The following is a 25,897-nucleotide window of genomic DNA, read 5'->3' on the forward strand; positions in this document are numbered from 1 at the left end:
CCCTACCAGCTCTTGCTGATCGAGACCCCGTAGGTGCGCGGCGCATTGTATGTGCGGAACCCGACACCCAGCGCGCCGTTGTTCACGCCCTGGACCAGGTGCTGCTCGTCGCCAAGGTTTTTGCCCCAGACCGCAAGCTCCCATCCCTGCTCGTTCGCCAGCAATGCGACGCGCCCGTCCCAGCTCCAGTAGCTGTCCTGCCGGAGCAGCGGATCGTTGAGCGCATCCTTGAAGAGGCCGTCGGAATAGCGCGTCCCGCCTTGGAGACGGAGGGTCCAGGCGTCGTTCAGCCGTGCGTCGTACTGGGCCGAGGCGTTGAAGGTCACCTCCGGGGCGTTGGGCAGCTTGTTGCCCGCGGGCACGACGCCCGCCGAGGCCGCAAACGCCCCAAGCTCGGTATGCAACAGGCCAAGCCCGGCCTGTAGCGTCAGCCCGTCGACAGCCGCCGGCCGCCAGGACACGTCCAGATCGGCGCCATAGAGCTCGGCCTCGCCCACATTGCCCAGCCGCTGGATCGGCAGCGCGCCGGAGGTGTCGCGAATGAAGGTCTGGATGTCGCTGTAGTCGTAATAGAAGACGCTGGCCGAGAGCTGCAGGCCGGCGCCTGGGATCCGCGTTTTCCACCCGGCCTCGAAGGCCAGCAGCGTTTCAGGATCGTAGGGCTCGAGCTGGGCGCTGCTGGTGGCCACGCCGGAGAAGAAGCCCCCCGACTTCACCCCTTGCGAGGCGCTGGCGTACAACAGGGTCAGCGGGTTGAGCTTCCAGTTCAAGCCCAGCTTCCAGGACCAGTTGGTGTCCTTGATCTTGGCGTCGACCGAGGCGATGCGGATCGGCGGAGAGCCGCACGGCGCGCCGGTCAGGGCGCTGCCAGGGCAGACGAGCGCAAGGTCGTCGGTGCCGCCGACATCGGTCTTCTCTTCCCAGGTATAACGCAGGCCGGTGATCAGGCTAAGCTGCTCACCCAGCTTCCATTCGCCATTGGCGAACATCGCCGCCGACTTGGTCTTCTGGTCGGCGAAGCTGAGGGTTTCGGTGTTGAAGAGGTCGTCGAGGAAGCCCGGATTGTACACCCGCACCCGATCGGTGGAGTAGAACCCGCCGACCAGCCACTCCAGCCGCTCGGTCGACCCGGCCAGGCGCAGCTCCTCGGAGAGCTGATGGATCTTGTCTGTCTGGATGAAGTCGGTCTGGCGCAGCGGCGTGGCGTCGGTGTCGATATAGAAGCTGCGTTGGAAATTGGCGTAGCCGGTGACCGAGGTCAGGGTCGCCCAGCCCATGCGGTAGTCGACCTTCAGCGCCGTGCCGACCTGGTCGATATTGTAGAAGTGGCCGCCCGACCAATCGCCCTTAAAGGGATCGCCGTCGCGGTCGCTGTAGCCGAAGAAGTCCGTGCAGGCCGGTTGGCCGGGACAGGCGACGCCAGGCGCCGAGGGGGATGGAAGCACCCCGAAGAACTCACCCTGCCCCAACTCCGAGCGGGACCGCTGTCCCTCGACCTTCAGATTGACGTCGAGATCGTCGTTCGGGGTCCAGCGCGCCTGGACACGTCCCAGCCACAGGTCGCGGCGGCCGATGTCCGAGGCGATCTTGCGATTGTACCAATAGCCCTCGTCCTGCTGGATGGTCTTGCCGGCGAAGCGCAGCGCGAAGGTGTCGCTGAGCGGCAGGTTGACCATGCCTTCCAGGTCATAGGCCTTGAAGTTGCCGTAGCTCCCGGCCGCCCGGGCGCTGAAGCCCGAGGTCGAGGGCTTGGCGGTGATGATGTTGAGCGCCCCGGCGGTGGAGTTGCGCCCGTAGAGGGTGCCCTGCGGTCCCTTCAGCAGCTCGACCCGCTCCAGGTCGAAGAGGTCGAAGCTCATCTGCGCCAGCGAGGCCAGATAGACCTCGTCGACATAGACGCCGGCGCTGGGATTGTTGGTCGAGGAGAAATCGTCCAGGCCGACGCCGCGGATCGTCAAGATCGGCATGGCCCCCGGCACCTGCTCCTTGATGTCGAGGTTGGAGGAGAAGGTCGCCAGATCCCGGACCTGCTCGATACGGCGGCTGGCCAGTTCGCCGGCGCTCACCACATCGAGGGTCCCGCCGACATCGAGCACGTCCTGCGCCCGCTTCTGGGCGGTGACCGTGACCTCCTCGACCAATGCGGCTTCCTGCGCCGCCGCCGGCGCGCCGATCAACAGCGCTACGCCGAACACCGTGGACGACAACAGAGCCGCTCGGCTCACATGATGATGCTTCATTCCCGCTCCTCCCTCGTTGCTTTCCCCGCTTGTCCAGACCGCGCCGCGGCCGTCGCCAGAGAAATTTGACATCGAAGTATGGGTGGATATCGGCACGTTGGGATTTTGTTGTCAATAAATTCCACATCTGCGTATGTGTTCGATATCTTGCGTCAAGAAACGCGAGCAGACGGGAATCATGGCGCAGACCAGGAAGACCAGGCCGGAGGAAACCTCGACCGCCAGGGCGACGCCCAAGGCGCCGACCAAGCGTGTCCTGAAACGTGAAGCGCTGCTGGCCCACGCCACGTCGCTGTTCAACCTGCGAGGCATCGCCGCGACGTCGCTGGCCGACATCGCGGGCGCAGCCGGCCTGACGCGGGCTGCGCTCTACTACTATGTCGATGATCGAGCCGAGCTGGTCTTCCAATGCTACCTGCGGGCCTGCGAGCAGACGGCCGAGGATCTGGCGCTGGCCTCCCAGGCCGCCGACGACGGACTGGGCCAGGTATTGGCCTTCGTCGCCAGCGCCACGGCTCCAGAGCGGCCGCCGACGGCGGTGCTCAGCGAGATCAACTACCTGTCCGGCGCGCACCGCGAACTGATCGAGACCGCCAACCGCCGCAACGCCGAACGCCTCACCGAGATGGTCGAACGTGGGACCCGAGACGGCAGCATCCGCCTGTGCGACGCTCGCGTCGCGGCGCAGTCGATCCTGGGGATGCTGGCCTGGGCCCAGCTATCCCCGCACTGGGTCCGCAGCCCCAAGGGCAAGGGTTTCCGCGTCAGGACCGCCGATGCACTGCTGGATCTTCTGAAGAACGGGATCGCCAAACAGGTCCGAAACACCCCGCCCTGCCCGATCGACGCCGCGAGCTTCCTGCCCGGCCGCTTCAACGCCTTCGACAAGCGCGAAGCCGCGGAGATGAAATCCGCCCAGCTGGTGATGACCGCCTCGCAGATCTTCAACCGCGACGGCATCGAGGCCACGTCGCTGGACGATGTCAGCGCTGCGCTGGGGGCGACCAAGGGGATCGTCTACCACTACATGCAGGACAAGACCGATCTGGTGGTCCGCTGCTACGAGCGCGGTTTCGACCTGTTCGAGGACTTCGCCAAGGCGGCCCGCAAGCACGGGGCCAACGGGCTCGAACGGGCGATGATCGGCGTCCACCTCAACAGCCAGGCCCAGGCTGGCGAGCTGTCGCCGCTGATGCCGCAGCCGGGGCTCGACTCGCTGCCCTCGCCGCATCGCGAGGCCCTGACCAAACGCGCCAACGCCCTGCGCGGGCAGTTCGCCGCCTTCCTGCGGCAGGGCGTGGCCGACGGCTCATGCCGCCCCTGCGATGTGCCGGTCCTGGCCCAGGTCGGCGCCGGCGCCTTCGGCCGGCTGCCCAAATGGATCACGCCGGAAGACGCAAACCACCCGCGTCGGTTCGGCGACGAGATCGTCTCCCTCTTCACCCTAGGCCTGAAAGCGAGCTGACCATGGCGAGCGACAACATCCACGGCGAGGTCGCCCCCGGATTCGAACCGGTCCGCGAGCGGTTCGCCGCGAACTTCACCCGCGACGACGTCCATCGCGAGATCGGCGCCAGCCTGGCGGTCTATCGCCGCGGCCAGAAGGTCGTCGACCTGTGGGGCGGACACCGTGACGAGGCCGCGACCGTCCCGTGGGCCCACGACACCCTGGTCAATGTCTGGTCCACCACCAAGGGCGTGACGGCCATCGCCCTGGCCAGACTGGTGGACCAGGGGCTGATCGACTACGCCGCGCCGGTCTCGAACTACTGGCCGGAGTTCGCGCAGGGCGGAAAGGCGGCGATCACGGTTTCCCAGCTGCTGTCGCACCAGGCCGGCCTACCAGGCTTCGTCGAGCCGACCTCGCTGGAGGACTTCTACAGCTGGGAGACGGTCACCTCACGGCTGGCCGCCCAGACACCGATGTGGGAGCCGGGAACCAAGAACTCCTATCACGCCATGACCTTCGGCTTCCTGGCCGGCGAGCTGATCCGCCGGGTCAGCGGGCGCAGCGTCGGACGCTTCCTCGCCGACGAGATCGCCGAGCCCCTGAACGCCGACGTCCATATCGGCCTGGCGGAGCACGATGAGCCGCGCGTCGCGCCGCTGGTGGCGCCCAAGGAAGACGCCCCGTTCGATCCGGAGACGATGGCGCCCGAGGCGCTGGCGGCCGTGGCCAATCCGGCGATGACGCCGACCATCCCCAATGATCGGGCCTGGCGAGCCGCCGAGGTTCCAGCCGGCAACGGCCACGCCACCGCGCTGGGCCTGGCCCGCATCTACGGCGCCCTGGCCAACGGCGGCGCCCTGGACGGCGTGTCGATCATGGGGCCCGCCACCATCGCCCAGCTCTCGGAGGTCCAGACCCGACGTGAGGACGTCATGCTGGGCTTCAAGCCGTTCTGGGGCCGCGGGGTCGGCCTCAACGACTCCGGCATCTTCGGCCCACGGCCCGACACCTTCGGCCACACCGGCTGGGGCGGATCGTTCGGCTGCGCCGACGTCCAGAGCGGCGTCGCCGTCGGCTATACGATGAACCAGATGGGCGCGGGCCTGGTCGGCGACGTCCGGGCGGTGGGGCTGTGCCAGACGATCTTTGCCTGCGCGGGTGACTAGGCCCCTCGTCAACCGCCCAGGAGCGCCTATATGGCGCTGATGGTTGATCTCTCGGTACTGGACCTCTCGCCCATCGTCGAAGGCGGCGACGCGGCGCAATCGCTGCGCAACACCCGCGATCTGGCGCAGCACGCCGAACGGCTGGGCTATCGCCGCTATTGGCTGGCCGAGCACCACAACATGACCGGGGTGGCCAGCGCCGCCACCGCCGTGGTGATCGGCCACGTGGCGGGCGGGACCTCGACCATCCGGGTCGGCGCGGGCGGCGTCATGCTGCCCAACCACGCCCCGCTGGTGATCGCCGAACAGTTCGGCACCCTGGCCGCGCTCTATCCAGGCCGCATCGACTTGGGCCTTGGCCGCGCGCCGGGATCGGACCAGGCGACCGCGCGCGCCCTGCGCCGCAACCTAACCGGCGACATCGACCAGTTCCCGCGCGATGTCATCGAGCTGATGGACTATTTCAAGCCAGCCCAGCCGGGGCAGCTGATCCGCGCGGTGCCTGGCGCCGGGCTGGATGTCGATTTCTGGATCCTGGGCTCCAGCACCTACGGCGCGCAACTCGCCGCGGCGCTGGGACTGCCCTTCGCCTTCGCCTCGCATTTCGCTCCGACGCAGCTGGAGACGGCGCTCGCCATCTACCGCAGCCAGTTCCGGCCGTCAGAGCACCTGGCCGAGCCCTATGTGATGCTGGGGGTCAATGTGACGGCGGCCGAGACCGATGAAGAGGCCGAACGGCTCTTCACCTCGCTGAAGCAGGCCTTCATCAATCTGGGTCAGGGACGGCCAGGTCCGCTGCCGCGACCGGTCGATGATCCACACCGTCAACTGGACGAGATCGGCGGCGCGATGCTGCGTCAGAGCCTGAGCTGTTCGATTGTCGGGTCGCCGGATCGCGTGCGGCAGGGCCTGGCGGACTTCATCAAGCGCACCGGCGCGAACGAACTGATGGTCACCGCGCAGATCTATGATCACGCCGCGCGGGTTCGTTCATTTGCGATCACCGCGCAGGCGCGCGATGAACTCGCGCGCCCGGCGGCCGCATCAGTTTAGGAGTTGTCTTCGGTCGGCGCTTCTGGACCGTTCTTCTTGATGGATTCGATGGCGTTCTGAGCGCTCGCCTTGGACGCATATCCCTCGGTCGCGAAGATCACTTCGCTATTGTACTTGAAGCGAACGCGAAACTCGCCGGCCTTGTCTTTGTAGATCTCGAACTTATGCGCCACTGGTCGTCTCCATTGGACCGTTGAACTTGGTCGCCCATCCCGAACGCAGACTTGGGCGCCGCCCGCCTCAGGTCAAGCCCGATCGGGCCAGCATGGGATCGCCATACTACAGCCACGCTCCAACGACACTTTGCAGGCTTCGGGTCGCCTTCCTATCTAAAGGGCGCGACACCTAGCTATTTCAAGGAGCCTGTCATGCGCGCCCTGCTCTTCGCCGCCTTCGCGACCCTGGCGCTGGTCGGTTCGGCCTATGCCGATCCGCTGTCCACCGTCTCGAGCGTGGAGGTCAAGCTCAGCCCCGAACTCCAGAAAAAGGCCACCGCCGAGTACGGCGTGAAAGAGGTCGATCGTCTGGCCGGCGAGCTCAAGAAGGATGTCGAACGCGAACTGCAACGCACCGGCGTCCTGGCCGGCGGCAAGATCGAGCTGACCCTGATCGACGCCCGTCCGAACCGGCCCACCTTCAAGCAGTTGGGCGACCGCCCAGGTCTGTCCTTCGAGAGCTTCAGCACCGGCGGCGCCGCCATCGAAGGACGCGCGATCACGGTGGATGGCGTTGTCACGCCGATCCGCTACGACTGGTACGAAAACGACATCCGCCAGGCCCGGATGTCCGGCACGTGGTCGGACGCCTACATCGCCTTTGACCGCTTCGCCTACAAGCTGGGACGCGGCGCGACATACGCCCGCCGATAACACCGTTAGGCCTTGCCTCCCCGACCGGCGCGCGGTCTGATCCCGGCCGCGCACCGGACGCGTTGTATCCCGAGCGCACTTAGGGGATGAGTAAGATGACCGCGAAGGCGGACCGGCGTTCCAACTGGACTTTGGCGGCGCTGGCCGCCCCATGTCTCCCACTGGCGGGCCTTGGCCTGCCGCTCGTGGTCTACCTCCCCGAATATTACACCAACCAGCTTGGCCTCAGCCTGGCCTCGGTCGGCGCGGCCTTTGGGGCCGTGCGCCTGCTGGACATGGCCTTCGACCCCTATATCGGCGGGGTGATGGACCGCACCCGCTCGCGCTTCGGGCGGTTCAAACTGTGGTTCGCGATCAGCGCGCCGATCCTGATGCTGGCCTCCTACATGCTGTTCATGGCCAAGCCCGGGGTCAGCAGTCTCTATCTCTGGCTCTGGCTGCTGGTGGTCTATGCCGGCGTCTCGATCGCCGGCTTGTCGCAGCTGGCCTGGGCCGCCGTGCTCTCGCCGCAGTACGACCAGCGATCAAGGATCTATGGCTGGTGGCAGGCCGGCAACGTGGTCGGCATGATCCTGGTGCTCACCCTTCCGGCCCTGCTCCCGCTGCTGGGCTTCAAGGGGCACGGCTCGGGCGTACAGGCGATGGGGTGGTTCATCGTCATCCTGATGCCGATCACCGTCGCGCTGGCCCTCTGGAAAGTGCCCGAGCCGCAGGTGGTCTCCGAGGTCAAGAAGTCCGGCTTCCGCGAGTACCTCGCGCTCTTCAAACGCCCATCCGTGGTCCGCATCCTGGTCGCCGATCTGCTGATCGGCACCGGCCCGGCGATCACCGGCGCCCTGTTCTTCTTCTTCTTTGGCCGAGTGAAGGGCTTCAGCCACGCCGAAGCCAGCCTGCTGCTGCTGATCTACTTCGTGGGCGGCTTGGTCGGCGCGCCGCTGTGGACGTGGCTTTCCTACAAGATCTCCAAGCACAAGGCGCTGGCCGTTTCGGGCGTCGTCTATGCGGGCCTGACCATGTGCTCGCTGATGATCCCCCAGGGCGCGATGCTCCCGGCGGCGGTGCTGATGTTCATGATCGGCGTTCCCTACGCCGCCGGCGCCTTCCTGCTGCGGGCCATGATGGCCGACGTCGGCGACGAGGAACGGCTGGCCAGCGGCGTCGACCGCACAGGCCTGCTCTACGCGATCCTCTCCGGTACGGTGAAGATCGGCTCGGCTGCGGCGATCTTCATCACCTTCCCGCTGCTTCAGCTGATGGGCTTCGACCCCAGGGGCCAAGGCGTGGACACCGGCCTGCAAGGCCTGGCCGTCCTGTTCGCAGCGGTTCCTGCGGGCATGTCGATCATCGCCAGCTTCATCGTCTGGAGCTTCCCGTTGACCGCTGAGCGCCACGCCGAGATTCGCGCGGGCCTGGCGGCGCGCGATATGAAGGAGCCCGGCCTCGCCGAGGCCGCGCCCGAAATGGGCTCCGAACCCCTGCTGACCAAAGAGATCAATGCCGCTGTCCGCCCCGCCGAGTGACGAAAAGCCCATCGACCGACTGATCGCCATCATGGCGAGGCTGCGCGATCCCGATGGGGGCTGCGCGTGGGACCTGGAGCAGAACTTCGCGACCATCGCGCCCTATACGGTGGAGGAGGCCTATGAGGTCGCCGACGCCATCGAGCGCGGCGATCTCTCCGACCTGCGTGAGGAACTGGGCGACCTGCTGCTGCAGGTCGTCTTCCACAGCCAGATGGCGCAGGAAGAAGGCGCCTTCGCCTTCGACGACGTGGCCAACGCCATTTCCGAGAAGATGATCCGGCGCCACCCGCATGTCTTCGGGCCCGAGACCCAGCGCACCAGCGCCGAGCAGACCCATGCCTGGGAAATCATCAAGGCCCAGGAACGGGCGACGAAGGGCAAGAACCAGAGCCTGTTGGACGACGTCCCCACCGGCCTGCCCGCGTTGACCCGCGCCGTGAAGTTGACCGCGCGCGCCGCCCGCGTCGGCTTCGACTGGCCCGACGTGTCCTTCGTCTTCGACAAGCTGCGCGAAGAGACCGCCGAGCTGCAGGCCGAGATCGCGACCCGCGACCGGGCCAAGATGCGCGACGAGCTGGGCGACATCCTGTTCGTCTGCGCCAACCTCGCCCGCAAGCTCGACCTGGAGCCGGAGGACGCGCTGCGCTCCACCAACGCCAAGTTCGCCCGGCGCTTCCAGTTCATCGAGGCGCAGCTGGCCGCCCGCGGCAAGACCCCAGGCGACTCCGACTTGGCCGAGATGGACGCGCTCTGGGACGCCGCCAAGGCCGCCGAGAGGGCGGACTAGACCTCCGTCGTCATGGTTCCGCCATGACGACGAACGGCCTAAAGCGGGCTTAGATCGACCTTCGGGAACTGCTGTTCGAACTGCCCAAGGGCTTGCGGATCCAGACGCACGGCGAGCCGCACGCCGCCCTCCTCGTCCTCGATCCGGTCCAGCACGCGGCCGTGCCGATAGAGCCAGGCCACCGCCGCGCCCTGCGCCGGGGTCGCATAGACCGAGACCGGCGGCGCATCGTCGACCATGCGGGCCACGGTCTCCAGCAGGGCTTCGCAGCCCTCGCCGGTGACCGCCGACAGCAGGACGGACGGCGGGTGGGACCGCCGCGCATCGCCCGCCAGATGCTCGCGGGCTTCCTCGTCGACCAGGTCGGCCTTGTTCCAGACCTCGATGACGTTGCGGTCGGCGACCTCGATCCCAAGCCGCGACAGCACGGCGCGCACGTCGGCGGCCTCGGCGTCGCTGTCCTCGCTGGCGATGTCGCGGACATGCAGGATGACGTCGGCCTCCTTCACCTCCTCAAGGGTGGCGCGGAAGGACTCGACCAGTTCGTGCGGCAGGTCGGAAATGAAGCCCACCGTGTCCGACAGGATCGCCGGCCGGCCGTCAGGCAGGTTCAGCATCCGCAGGGTCGGATCGAGGGTGGCGAACAGCATGTCCTCGGCCACCACATCGGCGTTGGTCAGCCGGTTGAACAGCGTCGACTTGCCAGCGTTGGTGTAGCCGACCAGGGCCACGGCCGGGAACGGGTGGCGCTGGCGGGCGCCCCGCTGAAGGTCGCGCGTGCGGCGCACCTCCACCAGTTCGCGCTTCAGCTTGCCGATCTTCTCGGCCAGCAGCCGGCGGTCGGTCTCGATCTGGGTTTCCCCAGGACCGCCCATCACCCCGAAACCGCCGCGTTGGCGTTCAAGGTGGGTCCAGGTGCGGACCAGGCGCGAGCGCTCATAGGAGAGCCTCGCCAATTCGACCTGCAGGATGCCTTCACGGGTCCGGGCGCGGCGGGCGAAGATCTCCAGGATCATGCCGGTGCGGTCCATGACCTTCACCTGCCAGGCCTTTTCCAGGTTCCGTTGCTGGACCGGCGTCAGGGCGTCGTCGACGACAGCGACGTCGACATGGAGCTGAAAGCAGAGCTCCCCGATCTCGATGACCTTGCCGCTGCCGAACAGGGTGGCGGGCGTGCGCTTACGCAACGGCGCGGTGATCGCGTCGCAGATTTCGAGATCGAGGGCCTCGGCGAGGCCGACGGCCTCGTCCAGGCGCGCCTGAGCGCTCCGGGGCGAGCCGCGGCCGTCGCGTTGGGGATGGATGACAAGCGCCTTTTGAGGAGGCGCTTCACGATCAATGAGTTTTGAGGTCAATCCGCATCGTCTTCCGCGGGCTCATACAGCTGAACAGGCTGGGCCGGCATGATGGTGGAGATGGCGTGCTTGTAGACCAGCTGCGACTGGCCGTCGCGGCGCAGGAGCACGCAGAAATTGTCGAACCAGCTCACCACGCCCTGCAGCTTGACGCCGTTGACGAGGAAGATGGTCAGCGGCGTCTTCGATTTGCGCACGCTGTTCAGGAAGGTGTCCTGAAGGTTCTGTTTCTTTTCGTTGTTGGACATGGCTTGTCGCCCTTTTTTCTGGATCGGGGGGCAAGACGCCCCCCACACACACGAGTGAGGCTAGACCGACCCGCATCACGGGCGCAATCACGCCGGTCAGATCAGATGGCTGTCGCCCTCGCACGCTCGATATAGAGGCGACGGAGCTTCATCGCCACCGGTCCGACGACGCCGTCCCCAACAGGTTTGTCGTCGACGGCGATGACCGGCAGCACCAGACTGCCGGCGCCGGTGATGAACGCCTCCCTCGCGGCGACCGCTTCGGCCGGCGTGAAGGGCCGCTCATCGACCTTCATGCCCTCTTCGCGCAGCACGTCCAGCAGGGTGTAGCGGGTGACGCCCCGCAGTATGTTGGCGTTGGTGTCGCGGGTCCGCAGCGCGCCGTCGGCGTCGACGATCCAGGCGTTGGACGAGGAACCCTCGGTGACGAGACCGAGCTCGTCGACGAACCAGGCTTCAGCCGCGCCACGCTCCTTGGCCGCCTGCTTGGCGAGCGCATTGGGCAGCAGGCCGACGGTCTTTATGTCGCACCGGCCCCAGCGGTTTTCCGGGGTGGTGACGACCTTCACGCCCTTGGCGGCCTTGGCCTCGCTCGCGGCGCGATCGACGGCGGAGACCGTGATTACGATGCTCGGCGGGATCGGCTCGTCGGGGAAGGCGTGGCCGCGCGGGGCGACGCCGCGCCCGACCTGCAGATAGACCAGGCCTTCGCTGACCCGGTTCCGACGCACGGCTTCGCGCAACACGATGGTCAGGGCCGCGCGGCTCATCGGCATGGGAATGCGCAGTTCGCCCAGGCTCCGCTCCAGACGCGCGAAGTGGCCTTCGGGATCGGCCAACTTGCCGCCGAACAGGGCCCAGACCTCATAGACCGCGTCGGCCAGCTGATAGCCACGGTCCTCGATGTGGACCACGGCCTGTCCGTGCCGAACGAACTGGCCGTTCACATAGGCGATACGCCCCAACTTACGCGTCCTCTTCTTCCAACGGCCGGGCGCCCGAAAGGCCCAGCGACTTGAGTTTCCGGTGCAGGGCCGAACGCTCCATGCCGATGAAGGCGGCCGTGCGCGAGATGTTGCCGGAGAAGCGCAGCATCTGGGCGTTCAGGTACTCGCGCTCGAACACCTCGCGGGCCTCGCGCAGCGGCAGGGCGATGATCTTCTCCGCCCCCATGTTCGACGGCTGATCGGAGATCGCGGCGTCGCCCGGCAGCATGTCGGCGGTGATCGCCTCGCTGGGATCGCCGGCGGCCAGGATCAGCATGCGCTCCACATTGTTGCGCAGCTGGCTGAGATTGCCCGGCCAGGCGCGGACCTGCAGGGTGGCCAAGGCGTCGTCGGCTAGCCGGCGGCGCGACATCCCCGTCGCCTCGCAGATACGGGTGATGAAGTAGTCGATCAGCTCCGGGATATCCTCGCGGCGCTCCGACAGGCCTGGCACCGTCACCGGCACCACGTTCAGGCGGTGGAACAAGTCCTCGCGGAATCGCCCAGCGGTGATCTCCTCGCGAAGGTCGCGGCTGGTGGAGGAGACCACCCGCACATCGACCTGCACGTCGGCGTCGCCGCCAACTCGCCGGAAGCGTTGCTCGACCAGGACCCGCAGGATGCGGCTCTGGGTCTCGCGCGGCATGTCGGCCACCTCGTCCAGATAGAGCGTGCCGCCGTGGGCGCGTTCGAACACGCCGATCTTGGCCGGGCGTCCGCCCTCCAGCTCCTCGCCGAACAGCTCGGAGTCGACGCGTTCGGGGGTCATGCCGGCCGCGCTGATGGCGACGAACTCGTTGCGCGCGCGCGGGCTGGCGCCGTGGATCAGGCGCGCCACGGTCTCCTTGCCCGAACCGGGCGGGCCGGCGATCAGCACCCGGCTGTTGGCCGAGGCCAGCTTGGCGATCAGGCCGCGAAGCTGCTGGGTGACGACCGACTTGCCGATCAGCCCGTCCGGCTGGATCGTCTGGGCCCGCAGCCGGCGGTTCTCCCGCTTCAGGTTGCTGGTCTCCAGCGCCCGCTCGACGCAGAGCAGCAGCCGGTCGGACTTGAACGGCTTCTCCAGGAACTCATAGGCCCCGCGCTTGATGGCGCTGACCGCGGTCTCGATATTGCCGTGGCCGGAGATCATGATCACCGGCAGGTCGGCGTCCAACGCCTTGACCAGATCCAGCAACTCCAGACCGTCCATCCCCCCGCCCTGCATCCAGATGTCGAGGATCAGCAGGGCCGGTTTGCGGGATTTGACCGCCGCCAGGGCGCTTTCGGAATCGTTGGCCGTCCGCACGGCGTAACCTTCATCCGACAGGATGCCCGCCACGAGATCGCGGATGTCCGCCTCATCGTCGACCACCAGAACGTCAGCCGCCATCACATCACTCCTGCGTCTTGAGCCCTGTCTTGCGACGGCTCGGAGGCGGTCAGGGATTTCGCCCGGGCCGTCGTCGGTAGTTTCAAGATCGCCCGCGCGCCCTGCCCCTGGACCGAGTCGGTCAGAATCAGTTCGCCGCCGTGGTCTTCGAGGATACGTTTCACGATGGCCAAGCCCAGGCCCGTTCCCTTTTCGCGGGTGGTCACATAGGGCTCGGTCAAGCGATCACGGTCCTTGTCGGGCAGGCCGACGCCGTTGTCCTCGATCTCGATCTGCACGCCCTGATCGTCCGACATCAGCCGAGCGACGATCCGGCCCTTTGGGTCGGGCGAGGCGCCTGTCCGCGCCGAGACCGCCTCGGCGGCGTTCTTCAGCACGTTGGTCAGGGCCTGGGTCAGCATCCGGCCATCGGCCACCAAGGTCACTTCGGGCACCGGCTCGGCGAGTTCGACCGAGATATCCGGGCTGGCCACGCGCTGGGCGAACACCGCGGCGCGGAGCAATTCAGCCCCGTCCTGATCGGCGAACTTCGGGGCCGGCATCCGAGCGAAGGACGAGAATTCGTCGACCATCCGGCCGATCCCGTCGACCTGCCGCACGATGGTGTCGGTGCAACGGTCGAAGGTCTCCAGATCCTCTTCGGCGACGTCCTTGCGGAACTTGCGTCGCAGGCGCTCGGCCGAGAGCTGGATCGGGGTCAGCGGGTTCTTGATCTCATGGGCGATGCGGCGCGCCACGTCGCGCCACGCCGCGTTCCGCTGGGCCGAGACCAGCCGGGTGATGTCGTCGAAGGTGAGCACCAGTCCGCCTTCCGAGCGGCTGGCCCGGACCCGCAGGCGATGGGTTTCGCGCGAACGGACGACGTCCACCTCTTCCTCGGCCTCGCCGGCGATGTCGCCGTGCTCGGCGATGACCACCAGTTCGGGCGCCACCTCGGCCAGCTTGCGGCCGTGAATTTCGCCAGACGTGAGATCGAGCAGCGCGATGGCCTGGCGGTTGATCGCCGACACCCGGCCGTCGGCGTCCAGGCCGATGACGCCGGCCGACACTTCCGACAGCACCGTCTCGATGAACTGACGCCGTTCCTCGGCCTCGTCGCCCGCCCGCTTCAACGCCGCCTGCTGCGCCTGAAGATCATGCGTCATGCTGTTGAATGCGCGGGACAAGACGGCCAATTCGTCCGGGTCTCGATCGGCGTCGAGCCGGACATCAAGATCACCGCCGGCCACCCGTCCAGCGGCCTGCACCAGCCGGCCGACCGGGGCGGAGATGGCGCGCGCCGCCCCCATGCCCAGCCAAACCGCGCCGACCAGCACCAGCATGGCGGTCTCCATGTAGGAAAGCGCGAAAACTCGTTGGATTCGCTGACGACTCTCGGCCGCCTCGCGATAGGCGGTGACCGAGTTCGAGGCGTCCTGCAGCTGGGTGACGATGCCCTTCTGCACCGGCCGCGTCACATAGAGGTAGGCGTCCGGATAGGCCGACAGTTTGTAGAGCGCCCGCGTCAGGTCGGTGGAGACGAAGATCACCGCATCCTCGTCGACGGCGGCGAAGCCGGACTGCGGCGGGGCCACGAACTTGGGCGCGTCGACGGCCTCGGCGCGCGCCAGGATGCGCCCCTCGCGGTCGATCAGATAGGCGGCTGGGAAGGCGTGATAGGACGCCTGGTAGCCCAGGAAATGGCTGAAGGTGACCGGACTGGCCTGAAGCGCCGGCGCGGCCCGGTTCAGGTCCTGCGCCATCAGGAACACGTGCTCCTCGACGAACCGCGTCTGGTCCTCGACATAGGAGCGCATCACCGTCGCGGAGTTCTCGACCACGGTCTGCACCCGCTCGGAGAACCAGTTCTCGACGCCGCGATTGACCAGCACCGTGTAGAACAGCGCCACCACCATCGCCGGCGCCACCGCCGCCAGGGCGAAGAGTGTGACGAACCGCAGGTGGAGCCGGGCCGCGGCGTCGCTGGACCGGGCCCGCAGCAGCGCGACGATCTGCCAGCCGACCTGCGCCGCCAGCGCCAGGATCAGCACCAGGTTGAAGGCCAAGACCGCCAGGATGTTCTTGGACGCCGGCGCCAAGGGACCGGTCTCCGGCGGCGAGGCCGCCAGCAGGATCGCGATCGCCGTCAGGAACGCCGCCAGGGCGTAGCCGCCGCCCAGCACATAGCGCGACTGCAACGCCCGCCAAATTCGCGCGGCGGGCGCCACTTGAGTTCCGCCATCGTGAACTTGGGACGCCATGATTGAGGGACCCTAGCGAAAACTGTGCCCAGAATTCAACAGGGATGTGGCGCAGAAACGTCAGTGTAACCAGATGTGATGACAAGCCGTGGCCGACACGCTATCTGTGGGGTGATGATCCCTTCGGCCAGCCAATATTCGTTTTGGTATTTTAGCTATTCCGATGCCGCTGGCGGAGGAAGGGGATCGCACGTCAGGACCACGCAGTCCTAGACCGAGACCCATCAGCCGCCAGTCACCTGGCGGCTTTTTTTATGCCGCCGCGTGACGCTTTCTTCGGAGCGCACCCGTGCCAGACCTCACCGACGACCTTCGCATCCTCGACATCAAGCCGCTCGACACCCCCGCCGAGGTGATGAGCGCCCTGCCGGCCGGCGAGCGCGCCTCGGCCACCGTGGCCGGCGCCCGCCGGGTGATGCACGACATCCTCCATGGCCAGGACGACCGCCTGATCGTGGTGATCGGCCCCTGCTCGATCCACGATCCGGTCGCGGCGATCGACTACGCCAAGCGCCTGGCCGAACAGCGGACCCGGTTCGCCAGCACGCTCGAGATCGTCATGCGGGTCTATTTCGAAAAGCCGCGCACCACCGTCGGGTGGAAGGGGCTGATCAACGATCCGCACCTCGACGGCACCTTCCGCATCGACGAGGGCCTGCCGCTGGCGCGCAAGCTGTTGATCGAGGTGGGCGACCTGGGGCTGCCGGCCGCCGTCGAGTTCCTGGACGTGATCACGCCGCAGTACCTGGCCGACCTGGTCAGCTGGGGCGCGATCGGCGCACGCACCACCGAGAGCCAGATTCACCGGGAAATGGCGTCAGGCCTCTCCTGCCCGGTCGGCTTCAAGAACGGCACCGACGGCAACCTGCGCATCGCTGTCGACGCGGTGAAGGCCGCCAGCCAGCCGCACCATTTCCTGGCGGTCGGCAAGGATGGACGCGCCTCGATCGCGGCCACCCGCGGCAATGTCGACAGCCACGTCGTCCTGCGCGGCGGCAAGACCCCGAACTATGACCCAGCGGGCGTCGCGGCGGCCTGCGCCGAGCTCGCCTCCAGCGGCCTGAACCAGAACCTGGTCATCGACGTCAGCCACGCCAATAGCCTGAAGAAGCCGGAGAACCAGCCGGCCGTGGCGCGAGACGTCGCGGGCCAGATCGCCGCCGGCGACCAACGCATCGTCGGGGTGATGGTCGAGAGCCATCTGGTCGCAGGCCGCCAGGACCTGGTCGCAGGCCAGCCCCTGACCTACGGCCAGAGCATCACCGACGGCTGCATCGACTGGGACACCTCGGTCGAGGTGCTCGAGGACCTGGCCATGGCCGTGGAGGCCCGGCGGCGGGTGAGCGCCAACCTCGCGGAGGAGAAGATCGGCGCCATCTAGCTGCGACTTGGCCCGCTGGGCTCCACCTTACAGCTCGTCATGGCCGACCTCTTGTGTCGGCCATCTATAGCGGCCCGTGCGTATGGGTCGCCGGGACAAGAGCCCGGCGATGACGAACGGGGAGTTGAGGAAGCTAGCGGCGCCCCCGGCTCATCTCGACGCCCAGGTCCTGGATCTTCTTGCGCAAGGTGTTGCGGTTGAGGCCCAGGATCTCGGCGGCGCGGACCTGATTGCCGCGCGTGGCGGTCAGGGTCAGCTGGATCAGCGGACGCTCCACCTCCTCCAGCACCCGGTCATAGAGGCCGACCGGAGGAATACCGTCCGGCTGCTCGGCGAAGTAACCGCCGAGGTGGCGCTCCACCAGGGTGGCCAGGGTCACCGGCCCCTCGTGCCCAGGAATGACCGGCTGCTGGTCGGCCAGCTCGCGCTCCACGATCCGCGCGCTGATCAGCTCCTCGGCATAGAGGGCGCAGATCCGGCGGATTAGGTTTTCCAGCTCGCGGACATTGCCCGGCCACGCGTGCAGCTTCAGCCGCTCCAGGGCGCCGGAGTCGATGGTCTTGGACGGCAGCCCCTCACGGTTGGCGCGCAGCAGGAACGCGCGCGCCAGGTCAGGAATATCGTCGGTGCGGTCGCGCAGCGGCGGCAGGCGCAGCGGCGCGACGTTGAGGCGGAAGAACAGATCCTCGCGGAACAGCCCCTGCTGGATCAAGGCCCGCAGGTCGCGGTTGGTGGCCGCGATGATCCGCACATTGGGCGGCCGGCCGGTCTTCGGGTTGATCGACTGCTCCGAGCCGTCGATCACCCGCAGCAGGCGGGTCTGGGCGTCGAGCGGCATGTCGCCGACCTCGTCCAGGAACAGGGTGCCGCCGTCGGCCTCCACCAGCTTGCCATAGTCGCCGTCGTCACGGCCGAACAGCTCGGCCTCGACCCGCTCGCGCGGCACGGCGGCCAGGTTGATGACCACGAACTTGCCGTCCTTGCGCCGGCCCATGTCGTGCAGGGCGCGGGCCACCAACTCCTTGCCGGTGCCGCTCTCGCCCAGGATCAGCACCGTCAGGTCAGCCCCGACCAGGCGCGCGATGGTGCGATAGACGTCCTGCATCGGCCCGGAGCGGCCGATCAGCGGCAGGCGCTCGTCGCGAACCGCGCGGGCCTGGGCCTTGGACGCCTCGGCGTCGGCGGGCCGCGACAGCGCGCGGCGCGCGGCGGCGGTCATGTCGTCCAGATCGAACGGCTTGGAGATATAGTCGAAGGCGCCTACCTCGGCGGCGTTCACCGCCGTCCGCAGGGTGTTCTGAGCGCTCATCACGATGACCGGCAGCTTCGGCCGCTCCTTGCGGATACGCGGTAGCACGTCGAACACGTTCTCGTCGGGCATCACCACGTCGGTGACGACCAGATCGCCCTCCCCGTCCGAGACCCATTTCAGCAGGGTGGTGGCGTTGCCCGTGGCCCGCACCTGATAGCCCAGCCGGGTGAAGGCCTGGCTCAGCACCAGCCGGATCGAGGCGTCGTCGTCAGCGATCAGGATCTTCTTGCTGGCGTTGGCGATAGCATTCATGCCGGCATATCCTCTTCAGACGCGATCGGCAGCAGGACGCGGAACGTCGTGCGGCCAGGTTCAGACTCGAAATCGATCAGTCCGCCATGGCCGGCGACCAACTTGGCCACCAGGGCCAGGCCCAGGCCTGCCCCATGGGTCTTGGTGCTCACGAACGGTTGGAAGAGGCTTTCGCGCAGGTGATCGGGCACGCCTGGCCCATTGTCCTGGACCCGGATCTCCAGCGGCGCGCCGCGCAGGACCTGCCCCTTGGCGGCGCGGACCTTCACCCCGTGGCGATAGGCGGTGTGCACCGTGATCGCGCCGCGCCCGTCGCCGCGCGCATGGGCGGCCTCGGCGGCGTTCTTCACCAGGTTCAGGAAGATCTGGATCAGCTGATCCTCGTCCCCCAGCGCCGGCGGCAGGGAGGGGTCGTAGTGGTCGCTAAGCTGCAGGCCGTCGGCGACGCCATTGGCCGCCAGCGCCTTCACGCGGTCCAGCACCAGGTGGATGTTGATCGGCCGACAATCGGGCAAGGCGTCGTCAGAGAACGCCTCCATGCGGTCGACCAACCGGCGAACCCGGTCGGTCTCGTCGACGATCAGCTGGGCCAGCGGCACGTCTTCAGCCTTGGCGCCGCTCTTCAGCAGCTGCGCCGCCCCGCGGATGCCGGCCAGCGGGTTCTTGATCTCATGGGCCAGCATGTGCCCCAGGCCGACGATGGTCCGCAGGCCGGCCTGCTCGGCGCCGGTCCGCTCGCCGCCCAAGGCTCCGCCCTTCACGTGCAGGGTCAGCAGGACCGAGCCGTCGCCCATCGGCGCGGCGGCCCCGTCGGCCTCGAACGAGGGATGGCCAAAGAGGCTGATCTCCACGCCCCGCTCCCGAACCCGGACGCCTTCCTGCACCGCGCGGTCGAGCAGCGAAACCAGGGCCGAACCGGGCGGCAGGGCCGAGCCGAACCGGCCGCGCATCAGCAGACCCAGGCCCTGTCCGAACAAAGCCTCCGCGGCCTCGTTGACCGCCACCAGGGCGCCCTGCGGGTCGATCACCAAAGCCGGTTCCGGCGAGAGTTCGAAGGCGGTGGCCTTCAACAGCTCGAGGTTCACCCCCGCGGCCGCGGCCCGGTTCTGATTGTTCATGCCGCCAATCTCGTGTCGGGATCGCGCCACAGCGCGATCAGGCCAGCCTCCACCTCGGCGGGATCTTCCAGGCGGCACAGCACCGAGCGGGCGCTGCGCCGGTCTGCGGCCTCGCCGGGCCACGGGGCGTTCTCGATGTAGGACGCCAGGTGCTTGCGGAAGATCCGCAGTCCCAGGCGGTCGCCGTAGAAAATCAGGCTGTCGCGGAAATGGTCGAGCACAATGGAGAGCCGCGCCTCCACGTCGGGCTGCTCGTACACCCGGCCCGCCAGTTCCGCCTCGATCTGGGCGGCGATCCAGGGACGCCCATAGACCCCGCGCCCGACCATGATCCCGTCGGCGCCGGAAGCGGCCAACGCCCGCCTGGCGCTGTCGCCGTCGATGATGTCGCCATTGACGATCACCGGGATCGACACCGCGTCCTTCACCGGGCGCACCGCGCTCCAGTCGGCGGCGTCCTTGTAGAACTGAGCCCGGGTGCGGCCGTGGATCGTCACCGCCTGGGCGCCGCGAGCCTGAGCGCGAGCGGCGATGTCCGGCGCGTTCTTCGAGGCCTCGTCCCAGCCCAGGCGCATCTTCACCGTCACCGGCACGTCGACGGCGTCGACCGCAGCGGCGATCAAGCTTTCGGCCAGGTCGGGATCGCGCATCAGAGCCGAGCCGGAAAGAATGCCCGTGACCTCCTTGGCCGGGCAGCCGAAGTTCAGGTCGATGATCTGCGCGCCGGCCTCAGCGGCCAGACGCGCGCCCTGCGCGATGTGCGCCGGATCGCGGCCGACCAGTTGCACCACCATCAACGGCAGGCCCTCGCCCACCGCGGCGCGGCGCACGACGTCGGGGCGTCCCTTGGAGAACTCGGCGCAGGCGACCATCTCGGTGGCGACATAGGCCGCGCCCAGCTTGCTGGCCGCCTTGCGGAACGGCAGATCGGACACGCCGGTCATCGGCGCGATCCAGGCCCGCCCCCCGACTTCGACATTCCCGATCGCGAGCGATTTGCTCATTTAATAATCACCTTCATCGCCTCTGTTTTAGGCAAATTGTGCAGCGCCGTAAAGCCTAGACACGACGGGCCTGAGCCCTAAACAGGCCACATGACCTTTTCAGCCGTCATTGTCGCCGCAGGGGCCAGCACACGCGCCGGGCCAGGCGCCCCAAAACCCTGGCGCGCCCTGGGCGGCCGCCCCATCCTGACCTGGTCGGTCGAGGCCCTGGCCGCCGCCGGCGCAAGCCAGATCGTGGTGGTCGCCGCCGCCGATCGGGTCGCCGACGCCGCCGCCCTTCTTACCGGAACCGCGAACGCCAAGGCGGTGGCCGGCGGAGCCACCCGGGCCGAGTCGGTTCAGGCGGGCCTCGCGGCCCTGACCGCCGACGCCGGAACCCCGGTGCTGATCCATGACGCCGCCCGTCCCTTCGTGACCCGCACCCACATCACGCCGCTGTTGGTCGCCCTGGCCACCGCCGACGGCGCGGTCCCCGCCCTGCCGGTCGCCGACACGCTGAAGCGTGGATCGGGGCTGATCGAGGCCACCGTCTCCCGCGATGGGCTCTGGCGCGCCCAGACGCCGCAAGCCTTCCGTCTGCAAACCCTGCGCGAGGCCTATGCCGCCTGGCCCGCCGACGCCGAGCCCACCGACGACGCCGCTGTCGTCGAGCGCAACGGCGGGCGGGTGGTGATGACGCCGGGCGACCCGATCCTGATGAAGCTGACCTATCCGGAGGATTTCGCCATGGCCGAGCGCCTCGCCGTCACACAGCGGATCACCCGGATCGGCCAAGGGGTCGACGCCCACCGCTGGGGGCCAGGCGAAGCTGTCTGGCTGTGCGGGGTGAAGATCGCCCACGACCAGACCCTGATCGGCCACTCCGACGCCGACGCCGGCCTGCACGCCCTGACCGACGCCATCCTGGGCGCCATCGGGCAAGGCGATATCGGCGAGCACTTCCCGCCGAGCGATCCTCAGTGGAAGGGCGCGGCCTCGGACCGCTTCTTGCGCCACGCCGTGGAGCTGGTGGCTGCGCGCGGCGGCCGGATCCTCAACGCCGACGTCACCCTGGTCTGCGAGCGCCCGAAGATCCGTCCGCACCGAGACGCCATGCGCCAACGCCTGGCCGAGTTGATGGACCTGCCCGTCGACCGGGTCAGCGTGAAGGCCACGACCACCGAGGGCATGGGCTTCACCGGCCGTGAAGAAGGCCTGCTGGCCCAGGCCGTGGTGCTGATCGACACCCCGGCCTAGCTGGGCCTCAGGGCAGCCAGGTCCAATTGATCTTCATCTGCGCGTAGAGCGCGCCGACCAGGTTCATGTAGTCGTCGGTCCAAGGCCGCACGAGCGTCGGATCGGTGGCCTCCCAGCGCTTGTCCGCCGCATAGGGGGCGAGCGCCTTCAGGTCCTTGGTCACGATCATCGCGTCCTCGGCCGACTCCCACAGCACCGGGCTGCCCTTCGCCGCGCTATGGCGCTGCATGAGCGAGAAGCCGCCGGCCGCCCCAGCCACCGCCATGGCCGGACTGCGCAGCTCAAGGTTCCGGTTGGAAAGGTGGAGGATCAACACCCCGTCCGGCTTCAACTTGGCGAGGTAGCCGCGCATGGCCTCCACCGTCAGCAGGTGCGCCGGCACGGCGTCCGACGAGAACGCGTCGATCAACAGTATGTCGAAGGTGTCGTTCGGCTGTTTGGCGAGCGTCAGCCGCGCGTCGCCCAGGACGTAGTCGATCGCGCCCTTCGCGCACTTGGTCGTGTAGCTGAAGTATTTGGGGTCCGTGGAGATCTTGATCACCATCGGATCGATCTCGAAGAAGGTCAGCTTGTCGCCCCGCCGCGTATAGGCCGCGACCGCTCCGGTCCCCAGACCGACCGCCCCGACCCGCAACGGCTTGTCGCCGTTGACGCCGCGCGTGAACACCTGGCCGATCGGCGTTTCGGGCGCGTAGTAGACCAGCGGCCGGCAAGCATAGTCAGGATGCTGGGCCTGGGCGCCGTGCAAGGTGGTGCCGTGCGAGAGCATCCGCACCTGCCCCTTCATGCCCGGAACCGGCATTTCCGACTGACGCACGACGCCGAAGAAGCTCCGCCAGCTGTGACGCACGTCGACGCGATCCCCGACCGCCTCGGACGCCAAGGACAGCACGACGATCAGGCCGAAAAACACGATCATCCGGCGCCGCAGCAGGAAGGCGCACACCGTCGCGCCCGCCAGCAACGCCTTGACCGCCAGCCCGGCCAGGTCCCCTTCGGGGTTCCAGAACAGGGCCACGACCGGCGCGGCGACGGCCGCGACAGCGCCGAGCACGAAGGTCGCCCAACGCCACGGCTCGATCGGACCAAGGCCCGGCCGCACGAGGCAGGCCAGCGCCAGGACCAGGGGATATTCCCAGACGTTCGTGAAGATGACCGGGGCCAGGAAGGCGTTGAACGCGCCGCCGACCACGCCGCCGAACGACATCCAAAGATAGAACTCGGTCAGATGAGCCGGTTTCGGGCGGCGAGCGACCAGGGTCTGATGGCACATCAGGGCGGTGAGGAAGAACGCCGCCAAGTGGACGAAGATCTGCAACGGCAGGCTGGTCTGCTTGAACGGCAGGATGGCGGCGCAGCCGGCGACCGCGGCGGCCTGCAGCAGCAGGGTCATCTCGGTCGAGATGACCGGCTTCTCGGAAAAGGCGATGATGAAGGTCGCCAGATAGAGCGCCAGCGGGATCACCCACAGGAACGGCGCGGAGGCGACGTCGGTGGTGATGTGGGTGGTGACCCCCAGCATCAGGCTGGACGGGATCGCCGCCAGGGCGATCCAGATCGCGCGCTCCTTCCAGGTCGGAGCGGGACCAGCGTCCGCGACCGGTCCTTCGATGACCGAGGCCCGGGCGCGGGAGACGAAGAGCGCCAGGGTCGCCATCAGCAGGATGAAGCCGCCATAGCCAAGGCTCCAGCCGAAGGTCTGACCCTTCAGTGTCGCCAGCGGCTCGACCAGCGCCGGATAGGCCAGCAGCGCCAGCAGGCTGCCCATGTTGGACGCCGCATAGAGAACGTAGGGCTCGGCCCCGGTCTCGGCGTGGATCGTCCGCGCATGCCAGGCCTGCACCAGCGGCGCGGTCGCCGACAGCACCGCGAAGGGGGCGCCGACTGAGACCGCCAACACCCCCAGCAGCCACAACGACGGGTGATTTGACGAGGGTTCGCCCATCAGGCCGCTGACATGCAGCGGCAGGGCGAGCGTCGCGAGCAGCAGCGCGCCCACATGCACCATCGCTTGGACGCGAACGGATCTCACCCTCTGCAGGAAGTGCGCATAGCCGTAACCGACGAGCAGCGCGGTCTGGAAGAAGGCGATGGAGGTGTTCCACACCGACGAACTGCCGCCCAGCAGCGGCAGGACCAGCTTGGCCACCATCGGTTGAACCAGGAACACCAGCCCCGCGCTGGCGAAGATAGTTACGGCGAACAAGGCCGGAGAGATCGAGGCGGCGGGCCGGGCGGCCCCTTCTAGCGTGCTCATGGTCTCGAATCGGCTTGTGTGACGGGTGCGCGCGATGTTGTGGTCTGCGCCTGTCATTGCCTAGAGCCGGTTGGAGTCGCGTTATGTTTTCCCTGGAGGTCGAGACGCTCGCCCGGCTGCTGATCGACGAGGCACGGCAGCGCTCGCTGCGCATCGTCACCGCCGAGAGCTGCACCGGCGGTCTGGTCGCCGCCGCCATCTGCGCGATCCCCGGCGCGTCGGACGTCTTCGAACGCGGCTTCGTTGTCTACACCAACCGCGCCAAGCAGGAGATGCTGGGCGTGCCCGGCGACCTGATCGCCGATCTGGGGGCGGTCTCCGAGCCTGTGGCCCGGATGATGGCCGAGGGCGCGCTGGAGGCCTCCAACGCCCACGTCGCCGTGGCGATCACCGGCGTGGCCGGACCTGGCGGCGGCACCCCGATGAAGCCGGTAGGCACCGTCCACATCGCCACCGCGCGGTCGAACCAGGCGCTGATGCACCGTGCCGAGCTGTTTGACGGCGAAACCCGCGCCGAGGTTCAGGAAATGGCCGTCCGCTCGGCGCTGCAGGCGTTGCGCGACCGGATGGTCTAGCGGGCGTAGAGCGCCTGAGCCCTGGCCTCGAAGCAGCTCATCAGCTTGTCCACGGCGTGGTGGAAGTTGGCGGCCAGCATCCCCGACAGCAGGCGCGACTTGAACTCGAAGTCGATGTCGAACTCGATCTTGGTTCCGCCCTCGACCGCGACGAAGCGCCAGCGATTGGCCAGGTGCTTGAACGGCCCCGACAGCAGCTGCACGTCGACCTGTCGGGCGGCGGCGTCGCGGCGCACGCGGGTCGAGAACTTCTCCTTCAGGAACGAGAACCCGACGCCGGCCTGGGCGTCGAGCAGACTGACCCCCTCGCCTTCGATGCGCGCGTTCCAGGTGCGCATGGATTGGATCCACGGCACGAATTCCGGATAGGCCTCCACGTTCCCGACCAGGGTGAAGAGCTGGTCGGGGGTGTAGGGCAGGATTTTCTCGACGTGATAGCGCGGCAAGCTTAGGCCGCCGCGTCCTTGGCGAGACGCGCGGCCTTCAGCCGGGCGAAGTCCTCGCCGGCGTGGTGCGACGAGCGCGTCAACGGGCTGGCCGAGACCATCAGGAACCCCTTGGCCCGCGCGATCTCCTCGTAGGCCTTGAACTCATCAGGGGTCACGAACCGGTCGATGGCCGCGTGCTTGCGGGTCGGCTGCAGGTACTGGCCGATGGTCAGGAAGTCGACGCCGGCCGAACGCATGTCGTCCATGACCTGCATGACCTCTTCCTTGGCCTCGCCCAGGCCGACCATCAGGCCCGACTTGGTGAACTGGTTCGGGTCGCGTTCCTTCACCCGCTCCAGCAGGCGCAGCGAGTGGTAGTAGCGCGCGCCGGGCCGGATCGAGAGGTAGAGCCGCGGCACGGTTTCGAGGTTGTGGTTGAAGACGTCGGGCCGGGCGTCGATGACGATCTCGGCGGCCGAGGCCGGCTTGCGCAGGAAGTCGGGCGTCAGGATCTCGATGGTGGTGCCGGGCGCCGCGGCGCGGATCGCGTGGACCACGGCGGCGAAGTGCGCCCCGCCGCCGTCGGCGAGATCGTCGCGGTCCACCGAGGTGATGACCACGTGCTTCAAGCCCATCTTGGCCACCGCGTCGCCGACGCGGGCCGGCTCGGTCGGATCCAGCGGGTTCGGCTTGCCGGTCGAGACGTTGCAGAAGGCGCAGGCCCGCGTGCAGATCTCGCCCATGATCATCATGGTCGCGTGGCTCTGGCTCCAGCACTCGCCGATGTTCGGGCAAGCGGCCTCTTCGCAGACCGTGACCAGACCATGGGTCTTCACGATCTCACGGGTGGCGTTGTAGCCGGCCGAGCCGGGCGCGCGAACGCGCAACCACTCCGGCTTGCGCAGGATCGGGGTGTCCGGACGGGACTGCTTTTCGGGGTGCCGGGGCCGTGAAACCCCGATGGTGTCAATGACGGTCGCCATAGGGCCTAGATCGGCTTTCTGGCCCTCCGGATCAAGGCGTGATTGAGCGGCCACGCGCCGCA

General features: G+C 67.8%; 22 protein-coding genes. 9 read left to right on the forward strand and 13 right to left on the reverse strand.

The window, feature by feature from the left end; all coding sequences use genetic code 11:
- Positions 1–2: 2 nt before the first annotated feature.
- Entirely contained in the window at positions 3–2,240 is a 2,238-nt protein-coding gene (locus ASE02_RS11785) for a TonB-dependent receptor (RefSeq protein ID WP_056734357.1), read from the reverse strand.
- A 178-nt stretch (positions 2,241–2,418) separates the two neighbouring features.
- Here ASE02_RS11785 and ASE02_RS11790 point away from each other — a divergent pair, with 178 nt between their 5' ends.
- From ASE02_RS11790 to ASE02_RS11800, 3 genes are read left to right on the forward strand one after another with little or no spacing between them, the layout of a single operon-like run.
- A complete protein-coding gene (locus ASE02_RS11790; RefSeq protein WP_056734358.1) occupies positions 2,419–3,705 on the forward strand; it encodes a TetR/AcrR family transcriptional regulator in 1,287 nt (428 codons plus the stop codon).
- A gap of 2 nt (positions 3,706–3,707) precedes the next feature.
- Positions 3,708–4,856, forward strand: a complete 1,149-nt coding sequence (locus tag ASE02_RS11795; protein WP_056734360.1) for a serine hydrolase domain-containing protein — start codon at positions 3,708–3,710, stop codon at positions 4,854–4,856.
- Between the two features lie 39 nt (positions 4,857–4,895).
- Entirely contained in the window at positions 4,896–5,909 is a 1,014-nt protein-coding gene (locus ASE02_RS11800; RefSeq protein WP_056734919.1) for an LLM class flavin-dependent oxidoreductase, read from the forward strand.
- Here ASE02_RS11800 and ASE02_RS21995 read toward each other — a convergent pair.
- On the reverse strand, positions 5,906–6,082 hold the full coding sequence (locus ASE02_RS21995; RefSeq protein WP_082602025.1) for a YegP family protein: 177 nt from the start codon (positions 6,080–6,082) through the stop codon (positions 5,906–5,908). The genes ASE02_RS11800 and ASE02_RS21995 overlap by 4 nt on opposite strands.
- A gap of 195 nt (positions 6,083–6,277) precedes the next feature.
- Between ASE02_RS21995 and ASE02_RS11805 the strand changes: the two genes are divergently transcribed.
- The 3 genes from ASE02_RS11805 (at position 6,278) to mazG (ending at position 9,088) form a co-directional block, all read left to right on the forward strand.
- Positions 6,278–6,778, forward strand: coding sequence for a hypothetical protein (locus ASE02_RS11805; protein ID WP_056734362.1), 501 nt, complete (start codon positions 6,278–6,280; stop codon positions 6,776–6,778).
- 95 nt (positions 6,779–6,873) lie between these two features.
- Positions 6,874–8,298 carry an MFS transporter gene (locus ASE02_RS11810; protein WP_200957667.1) on the forward strand — a complete coding sequence of 475 codons (1,425 nt, stop codon included), beginning with the start codon at positions 6,874–6,876 and terminating at the stop codon, positions 8,296–8,298.
- Positions 8,273–9,088 carry a nucleoside triphosphate pyrophosphohydrolase gene (gene mazG / locus ASE02_RS11815; RefSeq protein WP_082602026.1) on the forward strand — a complete coding sequence of 272 codons (816 nt, stop codon included), beginning with the start codon at positions 8,273–8,275 and terminating at the stop codon, positions 9,086–9,088. Before ASE02_RS11810 ends, mazG begins: the two co-directional genes overlap by 26 nt.
- A gap of 38 nt (positions 9,089–9,126) precedes the next feature.
- Here mazG and hflX read toward each other — a convergent pair whose 3' ends face one another.
- The 5 genes from hflX to ASE02_RS11840 all read right to left on the reverse strand — a co-directional run bounded on the left by hflX (position 9,127) and on the right by ASE02_RS11840 (position 15,289).
- Positions 9,127–10,443, reverse strand: a complete 1,317-nt coding sequence (gene hflX, locus ASE02_RS11820; protein ID WP_056734366.1) for a GTPase HflX — start codon at positions 10,441–10,443, stop codon at positions 9,127–9,129.
- On the reverse strand, positions 10,440–10,691 hold the full coding sequence (gene hfq / locus ASE02_RS11825) for an RNA chaperone Hfq (protein ID WP_056734369.1): 252 nt from the start codon (positions 10,689–10,691) through the stop codon (positions 10,440–10,442). Before hfq ends, hflX begins: the two co-directional genes overlap by 4 nt.
- A 101-nt stretch (positions 10,692–10,792) precedes the next feature.
- Positions 10,793–11,656: a D-amino-acid transaminase gene (locus ASE02_RS11830; RefSeq protein WP_056734372.1), complete on the reverse strand. Its 864-nt coding sequence runs from the start codon at positions 11,654–11,656 to the stop codon at positions 10,793–10,795.
- 1 nt (position 11,657) lies between these two features.
- Positions 11,658–13,049, reverse strand: a complete 1,392-nt coding sequence (locus tag ASE02_RS11835) for a sigma-54 dependent transcriptional regulator (RefSeq protein WP_056734374.1) — start codon at positions 13,047–13,049, stop codon at positions 11,658–11,660.
- A complete protein-coding gene (locus ASE02_RS11840) occupies positions 13,049–15,289 on the reverse strand; it encodes a PAS domain-containing sensor histidine kinase (protein WP_056734376.1) in 2,241 nt (746 codons plus the stop codon). The genes ASE02_RS11835 and ASE02_RS11840 overlap by 1 nt, the downstream gene beginning before the upstream one ends.
- Before the next feature lie 289 nt (positions 15,290–15,578).
- On the opposite strand from ASE02_RS11840, the gene ASE02_RS11845 reads away from it, so the two are divergent.
- The gene (locus ASE02_RS11845; RefSeq protein ID WP_056734378.1) at positions 15,579–16,670 is read left to right on the forward strand and encodes a 3-deoxy-7-phosphoheptulonate synthase; all 1,092 of its coding nucleotides are present in this window, start codon (positions 15,579–15,581) and stop codon (positions 16,668–16,670) included.
- 133 nt (positions 16,671–16,803) lie between these two features.
- Here the strand turns inward: ASE02_RS11845 and ASE02_RS11850 are convergent, their stop codons facing one another.
- The 3 genes from ASE02_RS11850 to dusB are packed head-to-tail and all read right to left on the reverse strand — an operon-like array spanning position 16,804 to position 20,356.
- Positions 16,804–18,234, reverse strand: coding sequence for a sigma 54-interacting transcriptional regulator (locus ASE02_RS11850; protein WP_056734381.1), 1,431 nt, complete (start codon positions 18,232–18,234; stop codon positions 16,804–16,806).
- Entirely contained in the window at positions 18,231–19,352 is a 1,122-nt protein-coding gene (locus ASE02_RS11855; RefSeq protein ID WP_056734383.1) for a nitrogen regulation protein NR(II), read from the reverse strand. The genes ASE02_RS11850 and ASE02_RS11855 overlap by 4 nt, the downstream gene beginning before the upstream one ends.
- Positions 19,349–20,356 (reverse strand): tRNA dihydrouridine synthase DusB, encoded by a 1,008-nt coding sequence (dusB, locus tag ASE02_RS11860; RefSeq protein ID WP_056734385.1) that lies wholly within the window; start codon positions 20,354–20,356, stop codon positions 19,349–19,351. Before dusB ends, ASE02_RS11855 begins: the two co-directional genes overlap by 4 nt.
- A 90-nt stretch (positions 20,357–20,446) precedes the next feature.
- Between dusB and ASE02_RS11865 the strand changes: the two genes are divergently transcribed.
- Complete coding sequence (locus ASE02_RS11865; protein WP_056734386.1) at positions 20,447–21,592, forward strand: bifunctional 2-C-methyl-D-erythritol 4-phosphate cytidylyltransferase/2-C-methyl-D-erythritol 2,4-cyclodiphosphate synthase; 1,146 nt, start codon at positions 20,447–20,449, stop codon at positions 21,590–21,592.
- Positions 21,593–21,599: 7 nt separating this feature from the next.
- Here the strand turns inward: ASE02_RS11865 and ASE02_RS11870 are convergent, their stop codons facing one another.
- Positions 21,600–23,849 (reverse strand): spermidine synthase, encoded by a 2,250-nt coding sequence (locus ASE02_RS11870; protein ID WP_056734923.1) that lies wholly within the window; start codon positions 23,847–23,849, stop codon positions 21,600–21,602.
- 83 nt (positions 23,850–23,932) lie between these two features.
- Here ASE02_RS11870 and ASE02_RS11875 point away from each other — a divergent pair, with 83 nt between their 5' ends.
- Positions 23,933–24,424, forward strand: coding sequence for a CinA family protein (locus ASE02_RS11875; protein WP_056734389.1), 492 nt, complete (start codon positions 23,933–23,935; stop codon positions 24,422–24,424).
- Here ASE02_RS11875 and ASE02_RS11880 read toward each other — a convergent pair.
- A complete protein-coding gene (locus ASE02_RS11880) occupies positions 24,421–24,870 on the reverse strand; it encodes a type II toxin-antitoxin system RatA family toxin (protein WP_056734391.1) in 450 nt (149 codons plus the stop codon). The two genes, ASE02_RS11875 and ASE02_RS11880, sit on opposite strands and share 4 nt — an antisense overlap.
- 2 nt (positions 24,871–24,872) lie before the next feature.
- Entirely contained in the window at positions 24,873–25,835 is a 963-nt protein-coding gene (gene lipA / locus ASE02_RS11885) for a lipoyl synthase (protein WP_056734393.1), read from the reverse strand.
- Between the last annotated feature and the right edge of the window lie 62 nt (positions 25,836–25,897).

The sequence above is a fragment of the Phenylobacterium sp. Root700 genome (assembly GCF_001429025.1).
In the GTDB taxonomy this organism is placed as follows: Bacteria; Pseudomonadota; Alphaproteobacteria; order Caulobacterales; family Caulobacteraceae; genus Phenylobacterium.